This window comes from Microtetraspora niveoalba (assembly GCF_001570405.1).
In the GTDB taxonomy this organism is placed as follows: Bacteria; Actinomycetota; Actinomycetes; order Streptosporangiales; family Streptosporangiaceae; genus Microtetraspora; species Microtetraspora niveoalba.
On sequence record NZ_BBYM01000058.1, the window covers coordinates 15,250 to 29,813 of the forward strand.

Sequence of the window (14,564 nt, forward strand, 5' to 3'; positions counted from 1 at the left end):
GAATGTTGTTCCGTTTCCTTGGGCCTCCAAGGCTAACGACCGTCGCGCGCGGCGGCCAACCCCGGGAGATCAGCGGCCGTCGAGGGCGCGCAGGTCGTCCGGCGTGTCGAGGTCGGCGGGGTCGCCCACGTCGTCGCAGGCCACCAGGGTGACCAGCTCGGGACGCGCGCGCAGGAAGGGGCGCGCCCCCACGTCTCCCTCGGCGAGGGCGGCCACCTCCGCGAAGTGCTCGCGGGCGATGAGCACGGGGTTGCGCGGCGCGCCGCCGTACGAGGCCACGGCGACCCCGGCGCCCGCGCGGAACGCCGCGACGAGGCGGCGCACCGCCTCGGGCCGGACCAGCGGCTGATCCACGAGCGCGATCACCGCGGCGTGGGAGGCGGCGGGCAGCGCGGCGAGGCCCGCCCGCAGCGACGAGCCCATGCCGGTCGCCCAGGCCGGGTTGCGCACGGGAAGCGCGCCCGCGACCCGCACCTCGGCGGCGCCGAGCACGATCAGCACGGGGTCGCATCCCCCCTCGGCCAGCAGGCGCACACCCCTGTCGGCGAGCCGCTCCCCCTCGAACTCCACCAGCGCCTTGGGCGCGCCCATCCTGCGGCCCGAGCCGGCCGCGAGCAGGACGCCCGCGACACCACGGGGTTCAGCCGTCTCCATCCGCGCGCTCCCCCGCGGTCTCAGCGCCCGGCGCCTCCGTACCGGGCTCCTTCACGCCCGGCACCCGGATGTCCCGCGCCTCCGCCGCCGCGTCCGACGCCCCCCGGCCCGGCACCCCCGAGTCCGGCGCCGCCTCCTCGGGCGGCACCGCGCCCGACGTCACCGCGTCCGATGTTCCGGCGTCGGGGGCGGCCGAGAGGTCCGCGTCGCGGTGAATGCGGCCGGTGGTCTCGGTCAGGGCCCGGCCGGATCCGCCCCACCTGAGCTGGATCAGCTCGGCCGCGATCGACACCGCCGTCTCCTCCGGGGTGCGCGCGCCGAGGTCAAGCCCGATCGGCGACCGCAGCCGGGCCAGCTCCGCGTCCGTCACCCCCGCCTCGCGCAGCCGCCGCAGCCGGTCCTCGTGCGTGCGCCGCGACCCCATGGCCCCCACGTACGCCGCCGGGGTGCGCAGGGCGACCTCCAGCAGCGGGACGTCGAACTTGGGGTCGTGGGTGAGGACGCAGATCACGGTCCGCTCGTCCACCTCCACGGCGGACAGGTAGTCGTGCGGCCACTTCACCACGACCTCGTCGGCCTCCGGGAACCGGCGGGAGGTGGCGAACACGGGCCGGGCGTCGCAGACCACCACGTGGTAGCCGAGGAACTTCCCGATCCTCGCGACCGCCGCGGCGAAGTCGATGGCCCCGAACACCAGCATCCGCGGGGACGGCGCGAACGACTGCACGAACACCTGCAGGTCGTCCAGCCGCCGCTCGCCCTCGGGGCCGTACCGGCGGACGCCGGTGATCCCCTGCGCGAGCATGCCGCGCACGTCGTCGTCGACCGCGTCGTCGAGCCGCGAGGAGCCGAGGGTCCCGGAGGCGCGGCCGGGCCGTACGACGCGGCGCGCCCCGATCTGGCCGGGTCCGGAGACGATCGTCGCCACCGCCACCGGCTCGCGCCGTTCGATGGAGGCGGCCACCTCGCCCAGCTCGGGGTACGTCTCGCGCGAGACGGGCTCGACGAACACGTCGATGAGGCCGCCGCAGGTCAGGCCGACGGAGAAGGCGTCGTCGTCGCTGACGCCGTACCGCTGGAGCACGGGCGCGCCGTCGGCCACCACGCGCTGGGCCAGGTCGTAGACCGCGCCCTCGACGCAGCCGCCGGAGACGCTGCCCGCGGCCTCGTCCCCGAGCACCGCCATCGACGCCCCGGGCGGGCGCGGCGCGCTGCGGAAGGTGCCGACGACCGTGGCAAGGCCGAACCGCTCCCCCTCCTCCCACCACCGCACGATCTGGGACAGCACGTCACGCATCCGGCCTCCCTCTCCCACCCGGACCCCAACCACCGGGACCCCAACCACCGGGACCCTGACCACCTGCAGCCCGACCGCCCAGAGCCGGGCCGCCGCGAACGTGACCGCCGTGGGCGGGGCCCCGTCGACCGGGCCCGCCTCCCGCGAGGCGCAGCGCCAGCTCCTCGAACGCGGCCAGGCTGTGCCCGGCGACGAAGTCCGTGATGTACGGCAGGGCCGCCCGCATCCCGGCGGTCAGCGGCCGGTACGCCGGATCGCCCTTGTGCGGGTTGACCCAGATCACCCGGTGGGCGAGCCGCGCCAGCCGCTCCATCTGCCGTCCGAGCAGGCTCGCGTCGCCGCGCTCCCAGCCGTCCGAGGCGATCACCACGACCGCCCCCCTGGGGTCGGGCAGCCGGAGCAGCTCCTTCAGCTCCTCCCCCAGCCGGGTGCCGCCGCTCCAGTCGGGGATCGCCGCGGACACGGCGTCCATGGCGGCGGCCGGGTCGCGCTGGCGCAGCTCGGCGGTGACCCTGGTGAGGCGGGTGCCCACGCTGAACACCTCGGTCGCGCGCGGCTCGGCCCGGACCAGGGCGTGCGCGAAGCGCAGCAGCGTGTCGGCGTAGGGGGCCATCGAGCCGCTCACGTCCACGAGCATGACGACGCGCCTGGGCTTCTCCCCGGGGGCCCGGAACCGCAGCCGGGCGGGCTCGCCGCCGCGGCGGACGGCCTCGCGCACGGTGCGGCGGCCGTCGAGCGCGCCCCGGTGGGACGGCGTGCGGCGGCGCGACCTGCGCCGCTCGCGGGCGCTCCTGAGCATGCCGAGGAGCCGGGCCACCTCCCGGCGCTCGGCGGCGGTCATCCGGGCGACGTCCCGGTGGCGCAGCACCTCGATCTCGCTCGCCGTGGCCGCCGCCGCGCTCTCCTCGCCGCGTCCCTCGTCCCGCTCTCCGGAGCCCTCCTGGTGGAGGACGAAACGGGTCACGGCCACGGCGGGCGTCACCCGCGCGGCGGGGCGGGGCCGCTCGCCGCCGAAGTAGGCCGTGAAGCACCGGTCGTACCGGTCGAGGTCGTCGGGGCCGGAGCAGAGCGTCAGCCGTCCGGCCCAGTAGACGTCGCGGGGCTCCCGCGCGCCCAGCTCGCGCAGCGCGGCCAGGAAGCCCTGGGTCCTCTGGTGGTCCGCCGGTACCCCCGCGGCGCGCAGCGTGCGGGCGAAGCCGGTCATCGCGCGGACAAGGGCGGCGCGGTCGTCGTCCGCGGCCCCGGGCCCTTCCGCGGCCGCGCTCTCCCCGGAGGGAACCCGCGGTCCCCCCACCGCCTCCCGGACGACGGCGGGCTCGCCGGGTCCGCCCGTGGAGGGCGTCCCACGAGGGTCGCGGCCCGGGTCAGGCACGGCGGACGCCGCCTCCCACGCCCGCGGCCGGCCCGTCGCCGAGCAGGCCGCCGCGCCGTACGGCCTCCTGGTCTTCGCGGTATTTGAGCAGCGCGCCCAGGGTGACGGCGGCCAGGCCGGGGTCCAGCCGGGCGGCGCCGAGCGTGAGCAGGGCCTCGGCCCAGTCGAGCGTCTCGGCGACCCCGGGGGGCTTGACCAGGTCGGCCCCGCGCAGGCGTCCGGCCGCGCCGGCCACATCGGCGGCCAGCTCCTCGGTGCACGCGGGCAGCCGCCGCAGCAGGATCGCGACCTCGCGCTCGAAGGAGGGGTGCTCGATCCAGTGGTACAGGCAGCGCCGCTTGAGCGCCTCGTGCACCTCGCGGGTGCGGTTGGACGTCAGGACGACGACCGGCGGCGTCTCCGCCCTGATCGTGCCCAGCTCGGGCACGGAGATGGTGAAGTCGGACAGCACCTCGAGGAGGAACGCCTCGAACTCGTCGTCGGCCCGGTCGATCTCGTCCACGAGGAGCACGCACGGCCGGGTCTCCAGGGCGCGCAGCAGCGGCCGGGCGACCAGGAACCTGCGGTCGTAGATCTCGCCCTCCAACGCCCGGACGTCGGTGACCCCGGCCGCCTCCGCCGCCTTGAGGTGCAACAACTGGCGGGCGAAGTCCCAGTCGTAGAGCGCCTGGGCGGCGTCGAGCCCCTCGTAGCACTGCAACCTGATGAGCGGCGCGTCGAGGATCGCCGCGAGGGTCTTGGCCAGCTCGGTCTTGCCGACCCCCGCCTCGCCCTCCAGGAAGAGCGGGCGCCCCATGCGCAGCGCCAGGAACACGGCCGTGGCGAGGCCCTCGTCGGCCAGGTAGTCGTGCTCCTCCAGCAGCGTGGCCAGCTTGGCGGGCGAGTCGATCCCGGCCGCGCTTCCGGTCACCCCGCCGCCGGCCGCCGGATCGGGGTTCGTCGTCTGCGACACACAGTCAGGCTACGTCTCCCGCCCTCGCCTGACTGTGGTCTATTTCGCCAAACAGCGGACGAATTCGTATGACTTCTCCTGGTGTCCCGGCCGATAGGTTCGTCGGTATGACCGCACCCGCGCCGCGTTCCCTCGGCCTGCCCGCCTCCCCGTGCGCGGACGCGCTGCGCGCCGAGCTGCTCGCGCGCTGGGCCGAGCCGCACCGGCGATATCACACGACCGCGCACCTGGACGCCGTCCTCGCCGCCGTCGAACCGCTCGCCGGGCACGCCGCCGACGCTCACGCCGTACGGCTGGCCGCCTGGTTCCACGACGCGGTGTACGAGGGGCGGGCGGGGTGGGACGAGGAGCGCAGCGCCCAGCTCGCGTGGTCCCGCCTGACCGCCTGCGGGGCGCCGGACGCGCTGGTGCGCGAGGTGGCGCGGCTGGTGCGGGTGACCGCCACGCACGCGTACGAGCCCGGCGACGCGAACGCGGCGGTGCTGTGCGACGCCGACCTGTCCGTCCTGGGCGGCGCGCGGCCCGCCTACTCGGCGTACGCGCGGGCGGTGCGCGAGGAGTACCGGGAGGTGCCGGAGGCGCTGTTCCGCGCCGGACGCGCGCAGGTCCTGCGGCGGCTCCTCGACCGGCCCCGCCTGTACGGCACGGCCACCGGGCGGGAGCTGTGGGAGGCGCGGGCGCGGGACAACCTGGCCGGCGAGCTGGCCGCGCTCACCTGACGGCCGGGACGGGAAGGCCCGCCTCACCCGCGTGACCGCACGGGCCCCGGCGACGCCCCACGGCCCCGGGCGAGGTCACTCGGCCGAAGGCCACCCGGCCAGGGGGCGGTGCTTGGGGCGGCGCAGCCCGGAGGCCCGCAGGCGGGAGACGAGCTCCCGGCTCGACACCGGCTCGGCGCCGAGCAGGACGGCCCGGTCGTAGGCCGTCTCGGGCACGTCGTAGTGGTCGCGGTCGAAGGCGCGCGGCGGCACCCCGAGGAGCCGGGCGAAGCCGTGCAGCTCCTCGTACGAGTCGTCGCTGACGAGGTGGGACCAGAGCAGTCCGCGGGGTCCGGGCCAGTTGGGCCGGTCGATCAGCACGCTCACTCTGGGCCTCACGGGGTCGACGATCGTTCCAGCGGAACTTTACGGCGAAACCCGACTCGTTCTAAAAACCAATTGACCCAGTAGGAAATGGGGGTAATGCTGATGGAGACCGATTCCACCGGCCACTGCGAGGTTTCCCGATGTCCGTCCTCGAACTGGGGACGCCGGCCAGGACCGCGTCGCGTCCCGGCCCGCGTCCCCGTCCCCGTCCCCGTCCCCGTCCTCGTCCTCGGCGGCTGCCCGGCCACGCCTGGCGGCGCTGGGTCAGCCCGCTGGCCCTCGTCGCCGTCTGGCAGGCCGCCGGCGGCACGGGGCTCCTCCCGGAACGCCTGCTCGCCGCCCCGACCGCGATCGCCGCCACCGCGCTCGACCTCGTACGGCAGGGCACGCTCACCACCGCCGTCGCGGTCTCGCTGCACCGCGTCCTGATCGGCTTCGCGCTGGGCGCGGTCGCGGGCGTCGGCCTGGCCGTGATCAGCGGCCTGAGCCGCGGGGGCGAGAACGCGGTCGACCCGATCATGCAGATGCTGCGCGCGCTGCCGTTCTTCGGGCTGATCCCGCTGTTCATCCTCTGGTTCGGCATCGGCGAGGCGCCCAAGATCCTGCTGATCGCGCTCGCCGTGTCCTTCCCGCTCTATCTGAACACCCACTCCGGCATCCGCGGCGTGGACGGCAGGCTGGCCGAGGTGGCCCGCACGATCGGGCTCGGCCGCGCCGCGCTCATCCGGCACGTCGTACTGCCCGGGGCGCTCCCGCAGACGCTGGTCGGCCTCCGGCAGAGCCTCGGCGTCGCCTGGCTCGCGCTCATCGTCGCCGAGCAGGTCAACGCCGACGCCGGCCTGGGCTACCTGATCAACGACGCGCGCGAGTTCCTGCGCACGGACGTGATCGTGGTCGGCCTCCTCGTCTACAGCGTCCTCGGCCTGCTCACCGACGCGCTCGTACGGCTGCTGGAAAGGAGGGCCCTCGCATGGCGGCGCGCGTTCCCGGCGGCGTGACCCTCCCGACCGGGCGGGTGGCCGCCGTCCGCGACCTCAGCAGGGAGTTCGGCGGCCGCACCGTGCTCGACCGGCTCGACCTGGAGATCGCCGAGGGCGAGTTCATCGCGCTGCTCGGCCGCAGCGGATCGGGCAAGTCCACGCTGCTGCGCGCCCTCGCCGGCCTGGACGACGGGACCGAGGGCGTGGTGACCGTCACCGGCTCGGTCGCGGTGGCGTTCCAGGAACCCCGGCTCATCCCCTGGCGGCGGGTGCGCGCCAACGTCACGCTCGGGCTCCACGCGCCCGACGCGGGCGTGCGGGCGGACGCGGCGCTCGCGGAGGTCGAGCTGACCGCGCGGGCGGACGCCTGGCCGCTGACCCTGTCCGGCGGGGAGGCCCAGCGGGCCAGCCTGGCGCGCGCCCTCGTGCGCGAGCCGGAGCTGCTGCTCCTCGACGAGCCGTTCAGCGCCCTGGACGCGCTGACCCGGATGACCATGCACCATCTCGTGCTCACGCTGTGGTCGGTCCACCGGCCCGCCGTCCTGCTGGTGACGCACGACGTGGACGAGGCCCTGCTGCTGGCCGACCGCGTCCTCGTCCTGGACGGGGGCCGCATCGCGCACGAGTCGCCCGTCACGGCCCGGCGGCCCCGCCACCGCGACGACCCCGAGCTGGTCTCCCTCCGTTCGGCCCTGCTCGCCGCGCTCGGCGTGACCGCGGGAGGAGCGGCGTGACCGGGACCGTCCTGACGAGGAGGCGCGCCGCGGCCCTCCTGCTCGCGGTCGCCGCCTCGGCCGCCGCGGCCTGCGCCCCCGGGCCCGGCTCCGGTACGGCGGCGGCCGGCTCCCCCGGCACGGTCGTGACGCTGCGGGTCGGGGACCAGAAGGCCGGATCCGAGGCGCTGCTCAAGGCCGCCGGGCTGCTCGGCGGCACGCCGTACCGGATCTCCTGGGCCACCTTCACGTCCGGGCCGCCGCTGCTCGAGGCCGTCAACGCGGGCGCGGTGGACATCGGCGGCGTCGGCAACACCCCGCCGGTGTTCGCCGCCGCCTCCGGATCGGCGATCACGGCGGTGGCCGCGTACCGGCAGTCCGCCGCCGGCTCGGCCGTCCTGGTCCCCGGAAGCTCCCCCATCACGGCGCCCGCCCAGCTCAGGGGCAGGAGGATCGCGGTGGCCAAGGGCAGCTCCGCCCACTATCACCTGCTCGCCGTTCTGAAGAGGGAGGGGATCTCCTTCGCGGACATCCGTCCGCAGTACCTCCAGCCGGCGGACGCCCTCGCCGCGTTCTCCTCCGGCACGGTGGACGCGTGGGCGATCTGGGACCCCTTCACCTCCCAGGCGCTGCTCAAGCACGGGGCGAGAGTGCTGGTGGACGGCGACGGCTACGTCAACGGCCTCGGCTTCCAGGTCGCCGCCCGGGACGCCCTGCGCGACCCCGGCAAGGAGGCCGCGATCCGGGACTTCCTCTCCCGGCTCGCCCGCGCCAGGGCCTGGTCCGTCACCCACCAGGCGGAATGGGCGCAGGTGTGGGCGCGGGAGACCGGCCTGCCCGGCGAGGTGACGCGGGCGGCCGCGGCGAACATCGTCAGCACTCCCGTCCCGATCGACGACTCGGTCGCCGCGTCCGAGCAGCGGATCGCCGACGCGTTCGCCGCGGAGGGCCTCATCCCCGGCCGGGTGCGGTTCTCCGACTTCCTCGACGGCCGGTTCAACGACCTCCTCGGAAAGGGCGCGTGATGAGATTCCACTGGTTCCTGCCCACCTCGGGCGACGGGAGAACGATCGTCGGAGGCGGGCACGGCCTGCGCCGCGGGTACGGCGCGCCGGAGTCGGAGGCGTACCGGCCGCCCTCGATCGACTACCTCGGCCAGATCGCCAGGTCGGCCGAGCAGCTCGGCTTCGAGGCGGTGCTCACCCCGACCGGCACCTGGTGCGAGGACGCCTGGCTGGTCACCGCCGCGCTGACCCAGGTGACGACCCGGCTGAAGTTCCTGGTGGCGTTCCGGCCAGGGGCGCTCTCCCCCACGCTGGCCGCCCAGATGGCCGCCACCTACCAGCGGATCTCCGGCGGACGGCTGCTGCTCAACGTCGTCACCGGCGGCGAGGGGGCGGAGCAGCGGCGGTTCGGCGACCACCTCGACAAGGGCGAGCGGTACGCCCGCACCGACGAGTTCCTCACGGTCGTCCGCGGCGCCTGGGAAGGGCCGTTCGACTTCCGGGGGGCGTACTACGACGTCGAGCAGGCCGCGGTGGCCGAGCCGCCCTCGCCCGTGCCCGAGCTGTACTTCGGCGGCTCGTCGGCGGCGGCCGGGCCGGTCGCGGCCCGGCACGTGGACGTCTACCTCACCTGGGGCGAGCCGCCCGCCCAGGTCGCGGAGAAGCTGGAGTGGGTGCGCTCGCTCGCGGCCGCGGAAGGCCGGACGCTGCGGTTCGGCATCCGGCTGCACGTGATCGCCAGGGACACCTCCGCCGCCGCGTGGGCCGAGGCCGGGCGGCTGCTCGACCGGATCGACCCGGCGGACGCCGAGGCCGCCCGCGCCGTCCTCGCCCGCAGCGAGTCCGTCGGGCAGAAGCGGATGCTGGCCCTCAGCCGGGGCTTCTCCGGCGGCGCCGTACGGGATCTGGAGATCCACCCCGGGCTGTGGGCGGGTGTCGGCCTGGTGCGCGGCGGCGCGGGCACGGCGCTGGTCGGCAGCCACGCCGAGGTCGCCGACCTGATCGAGGAGTACGCCGCGCTCGGGATCTCCGAGTTCGTGCTGTCCGGCTATCCCCACCTGGAGGAGGCGTACTGGTTCGGCGAGGGCGTGCTGCCCGAGCTGCGCCGCCGCGGCCTGCTCGGCGGGGCGGCGCGGGAGCGGGTACGGCTGACCGCCTGAGCGGCGGCCCCCGGCCTCAGTCGTGGTCGGGGGCCTCGCCGCGGGCGCGGATGAGGGCGCGCAGCTCGGAGACGGCCTTCCGGGAGCGCGCCTTCTCCGTGCCCTGGATGCCCATCGCGCCGACGCTGTAGCCGTCGGCCAGGTCGAGCTTGGGCCAGGGGTCGCCCTCGACCAGGTTCACGTCGAGCACCTCGGCCCACTCGTAGCGGTGGGTGCGCAGCGCGTTGACGACCGTGACGCCCCGCTCGTCCGCCTCGACGCGCAGCCGCCCGAGCAGGTGCAGCACGGCCGCGACCGCGCAGCCGAAGGCGATCATGCCGATCCGGTCCGGCAGCTTGAACTGCTCGGGGAGGACCAGCGCGAGGACCACCGAGCCCACCACCATCACCGCGGCCATGCCGTACGCGATGATCCTGGCCCGGCGGGGGCGCCAGGTCACCGGCAGCGGGGGCGGCGCGTCAGCCGTCATGGCGCGCCCCGCGCTCGTCGACGACGTGGTGGCCGGCCGGTGGGGTACCTGTGAGCGTCTGCATGATCACCGAGATGCGTTGGTCGAACGGGTCGCGTGCACGCTACCGCGCGGGCACGAGCGCCGGGTCGCGGAGCAGGAGCGCGGTCTCCAGCGCGGCGACCGTCGCCTCATATCCCTTGTCCTCGTGACCGCCCGGCACGCCGGAGCGGTCGAGCGCCTGATCGAGGGTCTCACAGGTGAGCACCCCGTTCCCGACCGGGGTGGACTCGTCCAGCGACACCCTGGTCAACCCGGCCGTCACCGAGTCGCAGACGTAGTCGAAGTGGGCGGTCTCGCCGCGGATCACCGCGCCGAGCGCCACCACCGCGTCGCATCTGCGCGCGAGGGCCTGCGCCACGACCGGGATCTCCAGCGACCCGGCCACCCGCAGGACGGTCGGCTCCGCACCGCAGTCCCGCGCGGCCCGCACGGCGCGTTCCACCAGCCGGTCGGTGATCTCCGCGTGCCACCGGGCCGCGACGATGCCGACGGTCAGCCCGGCCGCCTCGACGGGGGCCGCCTTCGGGCGTCCAGCACCACTCATGCCTGGTCCTCCCTGGGAATGTCGTGGCCGAGCCGGTCGCGCTTGGCCGTCAGATACTTCTCGTTGTACGGGTTGACCGCCACGGGCATGGGCTCGCGGCCGAGCACCTTGATGCCGTAGCCGTCCATGCCGTGCACCTTGGCGGGGTTGTTGCTCAGCAGCCGCACGGACTTCACGCCGAGGTCGGCGAGCATCTGGGACGCGTTGGAGAACTCCCGCGCGTCCACCGGAAGGCCCAGCTCCACGTTGGCGTCGACGGTGTCGCTGCCGTTGTCCTGCAGCCCGTACGCGCGGAGCTTGGCGAGCAGGCCGATCCCCCGGCCCTCGTGGCCGCGCAGGTAGACCACGACGCCCCTGCCCTCCTCGGCGATGGCCGCCATGGCGTGGTCGAGCTGCACCCCGCAGTCGCAGCGGAGCGAGCCGAGCACGTCGCCGGTGAGGCACTCCGAGTGGGCGCGGACCAGGATGTTCTCGCCGTCGGCCAGGTCGCCGTAGACGAGCGCGAGGTGCTCGCCGCCGTCCAGCGCGCTGGAGTAGCCATAGGCCCGCCAGAGGCCGTACCGGTTGGGGATGCGGGTCTCGGCGACCCTGGTCACCATGCGCTCGGTGCGCCTGCGGTAGTCGATGAGCTGCTCGATCGAGACGAGCGCGAGGTCGTGCTCGTCGGCGAACTCGCGCAGCGCGGGCAGCCGCTTCATGGTGCCGTCGTCGTTGACGACCTCGGCGAGGGCGCCCCCCGGGGCGAGCCCGGCCAGCCGGGCCAGGTCCACCGCCGCCTCGGTGTGGCCGGGGCGGGCCAGCACGCCGCCCTCCCGGTAGCGCAGCGGGAAGATGTGCCCCGGCCGGACCAGCTCGTACGGCTCGGTGGCCGAGTCGCAGAGCGTGCGGATCGTCCGCGCCCGGTCGGCGGCCGAGATGCCGGTGGTCACGCCGTCCCTGGCGTCCACGCTGATCGTGTACGCGGTGCGCAGGCGCTCCTTGTTCTCGTGGACCATCAGCGGCAGGCCGAGCCGGTCCAGCTCGCCCCCCTCCATGGCGACGCAGATGACGCCGCTGGTGTAGCGGATCATGAACGCGACGAGCTCGGGCGTCGCCTTGGCGGCGGCGAAGATGATGTCGCCCTCGTTCTCGCGGTGCTCGTTGTCCACGACGATGACCGGCCGGCCCTCGCGGATGTCCGCGACGGCGCGTTCGATCGGGTCCAGGCGGATGGCGGGGTGCTCGGACGTGGTCATGTGGTCGGCGGTGGTCATGTGGTAGCTGCCTCCAGCGTGCGGGACTGGCGCAGCCAGTCGCGGAACCCGATCAGAACCATGACGAAGAAGACGGCGTACACCGCGCCGGAGACGACCAGTCCCGACCGGAACGCCAGGGGGACGCCGACCAGGTCGACGGCGACCCACAGCAGCCAGAAGTCGACCAGCGCCCGCCCCTGCGCCCAGGTCGCGACCGCGCTGCCGACGAAGATGTACGCGTCGGGCCACGGCGCCCACGACACGTCGAGGCCGCGCGAGTTGAGGAACATGAAGAGCAGCGCCACCGCGACCGTGCCGGCGGCGAGCACGGCGAGCAGCGCGACCCGCTCCCGGGGCGTGGCCGAGCGGATGCCGAGCGGCGCGCCGTCGCGGGTGCGGCGCGACCAGCGGATCCACCCGTAGACGGCGAGCACGCCGAACAGCGCCTGCTTCAGCGCGTTGCCGGTGATGTGGGCGCTGATCGAGGCCGCGAACAGCAGCACCGCGCCCGCGAGCTGGACCGGCCAGGTCCAGATCGTCTTCCTCATCGCGAGCCAGACGGTGCCGAGGGCGCACACGTTGCCCGCCAGGTCGGTCCAGCGGACGTGCTGGCCGAAGACGCCGAACCCCGCCTCGACCCAGTTCACGGCCGGGTCCCCAGGATGTGCGCGCCGACGAGCTTCTCGACGTGCTTGGCGATGACGTCGACCTCCAGGTTGACCGGGTCGCCCGGCTGCTTGCGCCCGAGGGTGGTCATCTCCAGCGTGGCGGGGATCAGGCTGACGGCGAAGCCGCCGGTGTCCACTCCGGCCACGGTGAGGCTCACGCCGTCCACCGCGATCGAGCCCTTCTCGACGACGTAGCGGTCCAGCTCGGCCGGCAGCGAGAAGCGCACGACCTCCCAGTGGGCGCCGGGCTCTCGGGAGAGCACCACGCCGGTGCCGTCCACGTGCCCCTGCACGATGTGGCCGCCCAGCCGCTGGTCGGCGCGTACGGCGCGCTCCAGGTTGACCCGGGCGCCCGGCACCAGCACGCCGAGGCAGGAGCGGTCCAGGGTCTCCTTCATCACGTCGGCGGTGAACACGCCGTCCGCGACTCCGACGACGGTCAGGCAGACACCGTTGACCGCGATGGACCCGCCATGGACGGCGTCGGAGGTGACGATCTCGCCGCGCACCGACAGGCGGGCCGAGTCGGTCAGCGGCTCGATCGCGACGACCTCGCCCAGTTCCTCAACGATTCCGGTGAACATCTCAGTTCTCCTTCGATGGTGCCGGCCGGAGGGACGCGGCGGCGTCCCCGGAGCCCTGGCGGCCTCCGGGGCGGAGCACGACCCGCAGGTCCGGCCCGATGGGGGTGACATCCTCGATTTCGAGGCGGTGGATCTCGGCGATCGTGGCGGCTCCGGCCGGGCCGAGCGCCGCCGCCCCCGCCCCCAGCAGCGCCGGGGCGAGATAGCCGACGACCCGGTCCACCAGGCCCTCCCTGACGAAGGACCCGGCCAGGCTCGGCCCGCCCTCCACCAGCACGCTCACGATCTGCCGCCGGCGCAGCTCCTCCAGGAGCGCCCGCAGGTCCAGCCCGTACGGCGTGCGCGGCAGCCGTACGACGTCGGGGAGGTGGGGCGGGACGACGGCGTCGGCGGCCACCGCGACCAGGGTGGGCGCGGGGCCGGACAGGACGCGGGCCGCCGCCGGCGTGCGGGCGCCGGAGTCGACGACGACGCGCAGCGGGAGGCGTCCGGGCTCCCCCTCCCCGGGGGTCCGGACGGTCAGCAGGGGGTCGTCCGCGAGGACCGTGCCGATCCCCGCGACGATCGCGTCGCACCCGGCCCGCAGGCGGTGGACGTCGGCGCGGGCCTCGGGCGAGGTGATCCACTTGCTGGTGCCGTCGCTGGCGGCCGACCTGCCGTCGAGCGTGGCCGCGAACTTCCAGGTGACGTGCGGCCGGCGGGCCCGGACGGAGGTGAGCCAGGCGGCGTTGACCCGCTCGGCCTCCTCCGCCAGCACGCCGACGTCGACCCGGACACCGCGCTCCCTGAGCCGTTCGACGCCTCCGGCGGCGACGGGGTTGGGGTCGGCGACGGCGACCACGACCCGGGCGACGCCGGCGTCGAGGAGCGCCTCCGCGCACGGTCCGGTCCTGCCGGTGTGGTTGCAGGGTTCGAGCGTCACGTACGCGGTGCCGCCCCTGGCCCGCTCCCCCGCCTCGCGCAGCGCGACGACCTCGGCGTGCGGCCCCCCGGCGTACGCGTGGAAGCCCTCGCCCGCGACGGCGGAGGCGGCGTCGAGGACGACGCAGCCGACCACGGGGTTGGGGCTGGTGGTGCCGAGGCCGCGGGCGGCCAGTGCGACCGCCCGCCGCATGTGCCGGACGTCCCGGGAATCCGCGTCCCGTGAGGCCGTGTCCTGTGAGGCCGTGTCCACGGGGTGCGCGTCACGGGAGAGCCCGCCCGTGAGGTCTCCGGGAAGCGCCTCGCCGGGGCGCGCGGGGACAACGGGGATGTCGGGGATGGGGGGGATCTGCTCGCTCACCCCGGTCATTCCTCCTCGCCTGTGTCGCCAGGCGGGCCCCGGGGTGTGAGGACGGACACGGGCCGCACGGGCCGTGTCCCACGGGCGGCACCGCCGCCACCGGCCTGCCCGGACTGCGCCGGACCCGCCGTGAAACGGCCCTGTCACCCGTTCGCGCGCTTCCTCCCATCCGGACTATGACCGTCGGTCCTGGAATCACACCAGGTCCACCGGCCGATGGCTTCGGCCGGGTCGCGGACTTCACCGCGTCCCCGTGTGGGAACGGATGTCACCGCCGGTTCGGAATTTCACCGACCCCGGAGCACGCTTGCTCTTACGTCTATCGAGTGGTCGCGCGCCCGGTGCCGGACCCGCTCCCGCTTATCAGTGTGCCATGGCGCGGCAAACCGCCCCCAACCCACCCCCCAAGGGCGCCCCTGCGGGAGGCTCACGGGGATGCGCTCGGAGATCCGCTCAGTCGTGCGCTCGGGGGCCGGAAGCTCAGGAAGCTCTGGGGGGCCGGAAGCTCAGGGGGCCCGGGGGC

General features: G+C 75.0%; 15 protein-coding genes, 1 pseudogene and 1 riboswitch. Of the genes and pseudogenes, 5 read left to right on the top strand and 11 right to left on the bottom strand.

All coding sequences use genetic code 11. The features are described 5' to 3' along the window. Positions 1–69 precede the first annotated feature (69 nt). From AWQ70_RS35905 to AWQ70_RS35920, 4 genes and pseudogenes are all read right to left on the bottom strand, one after another. Positions 70–654, bottom strand: a complete 585-nt coding sequence (locus AWQ70_RS35905) for a nucleotidyltransferase family protein (protein ID WP_067186468.1) — start codon at positions 652–654, stop codon at positions 70–72. A gap of 202 nt (positions 655–856) precedes the next feature. Further along, positions 857–1,951 (bottom strand): annotated as a pseudogene (locus AWQ70_RS35910) (XdhC family protein); the annotation flags it as partial. Beyond that, positions 1,944–3,155: a vWA domain-containing protein gene (locus AWQ70_RS35915; protein WP_084518191.1), complete on the bottom strand. Its 1,212-nt coding sequence runs from the start codon at positions 3,153–3,155 to the stop codon at positions 1,944–1,946. The pseudogene AWQ70_RS35910 and the gene AWQ70_RS35915, both read right to left, overlap by 8 nt. Positions 3,156–3,315: 160 nt before the next feature. Next, a complete protein-coding gene (locus AWQ70_RS35920) occupies positions 3,316–4,212 on the bottom strand; it encodes an AAA family ATPase (RefSeq protein ID WP_067186497.1) in 897 nt (298 codons plus the stop codon). A gap of 170 nt (positions 4,213–4,382) precedes the next feature. On the opposite strand from AWQ70_RS35920, the gene AWQ70_RS35925 reads away from it, so the two are divergent. Then, entirely contained in the window at positions 4,383–4,994 is a 612-nt protein-coding gene (locus AWQ70_RS35925) for an HD domain-containing protein (RefSeq protein WP_174552457.1), read from the top strand. Positions 4,995–5,069: 75 nt separating this feature from the next. Here the strand turns inward: AWQ70_RS35925 and AWQ70_RS35930 are convergent, their stop codons facing one another. Further along, complete coding sequence (locus AWQ70_RS35930; protein WP_067186471.1) at positions 5,070–5,360, bottom strand: DUF4031 domain-containing protein; 291 nt, start codon at positions 5,358–5,360, stop codon at positions 5,070–5,072. A gap of 140 nt (positions 5,361–5,500) precedes the next feature. Between AWQ70_RS35930 and AWQ70_RS35935 the strand changes: the two genes are divergently transcribed. The 4 genes from AWQ70_RS35935 to AWQ70_RS35950 are packed head-to-tail and all read left to right on the top strand — an operon-like array spanning position 5,501 to position 9,217. Beyond that, positions 5,501–6,358 (top strand): ABC transporter permease, encoded by an 858-nt coding sequence (locus AWQ70_RS35935; protein WP_067186473.1) that lies wholly within the window; start codon positions 5,501–5,503, stop codon positions 6,356–6,358. After that, positions 6,331–7,074 (top strand): ABC transporter ATP-binding protein, encoded by a 744-nt coding sequence (locus AWQ70_RS35940; RefSeq protein WP_067186475.1) that lies wholly within the window; start codon positions 6,331–6,333, stop codon positions 7,072–7,074. The genes AWQ70_RS35935 and AWQ70_RS35940 overlap by 28 nt, the downstream gene beginning before the upstream one ends. Beyond that, entirely contained in the window at positions 7,071–8,078 is a 1,008-nt protein-coding gene (locus AWQ70_RS35945; protein WP_084518190.1) for an ABC transporter substrate-binding protein, read from the top strand. The genes AWQ70_RS35940 and AWQ70_RS35945 overlap by 4 nt, the downstream gene beginning before the upstream one ends. Then, complete coding sequence (locus tag AWQ70_RS35950) at positions 8,078–9,217, top strand: LLM class flavin-dependent oxidoreductase (RefSeq protein WP_067186477.1); 1,140 nt, start codon at positions 8,078–8,080, stop codon at positions 9,215–9,217. Before AWQ70_RS35945 ends, AWQ70_RS35950 begins: the two co-directional genes overlap by 1 nt. A 16-nt stretch (positions 9,218–9,233) precedes the next feature. On the opposite strand, the gene AWQ70_RS35955 is transcribed toward AWQ70_RS35950, so the two are convergent. The 6 genes from AWQ70_RS35955 to ribD all read right to left on the bottom strand — a co-directional run bounded on the left by AWQ70_RS35955 (position 9,234) and on the right by ribD (position 14,041). Then, positions 9,234–9,686 carry a PH domain-containing protein gene (locus tag AWQ70_RS35955; RefSeq protein WP_067186479.1) on the bottom strand — a complete coding sequence of 151 codons (453 nt, stop codon included), beginning with the start codon at positions 9,684–9,686 and terminating at the stop codon, positions 9,234–9,236. A 103-nt stretch (positions 9,687–9,789) separates the two neighbouring features. Continuing rightward, positions 9,790–10,272, bottom strand: coding sequence for a 6,7-dimethyl-8-ribityllumazine synthase (gene ribH, locus AWQ70_RS35960; protein WP_067186481.1), 483 nt, complete (start codon positions 10,270–10,272; stop codon positions 9,790–9,792). Continuing rightward, complete coding sequence (locus tag AWQ70_RS35965; protein WP_245647314.1) at positions 10,269–11,525, bottom strand: bifunctional 3,4-dihydroxy-2-butanone-4-phosphate synthase/GTP cyclohydrolase II; 1,257 nt, start codon at positions 11,523–11,525, stop codon at positions 10,269–10,271. Before AWQ70_RS35965 ends, ribH begins: the two co-directional genes overlap by 4 nt. Beyond that, on the bottom strand, positions 11,522–12,154 hold the full coding sequence (locus AWQ70_RS35970; protein WP_067186484.1) for a nicotinamide mononucleotide transporter family protein: 633 nt from the start codon (positions 12,152–12,154) through the stop codon (positions 11,522–11,524). Before AWQ70_RS35970 ends, AWQ70_RS35965 begins: the two co-directional genes overlap by 4 nt. Then, on the bottom strand, positions 12,151–12,759 hold the full coding sequence (locus AWQ70_RS35975; RefSeq protein ID WP_067186486.1) for a riboflavin synthase: 609 nt from the start codon (positions 12,757–12,759) through the stop codon (positions 12,151–12,153). Before AWQ70_RS35975 ends, AWQ70_RS35970 begins: the two co-directional genes overlap by 4 nt. Before the next feature lies 1 nt (position 12,760). Further along, positions 12,761–14,041 carry a bifunctional diaminohydroxyphosphoribosylaminopyrimidine deaminase/5-amino-6-(5-phosphoribosylamino)uracil reductase RibD gene (gene ribD, locus AWQ70_RS35980; RefSeq protein WP_245647315.1) on the bottom strand — a complete coding sequence of 427 codons (1,281 nt, stop codon included), beginning with the start codon at positions 14,039–14,041 and terminating at the stop codon, positions 12,761–12,763. A gap of 151 nt (positions 14,042–14,192) precedes the next feature. Continuing rightward, positions 14,193–14,350: riboswitch (FMN riboswitch) on the bottom strand. Between the last annotated feature and the right edge of the window lie 214 nt (positions 14,351–14,564).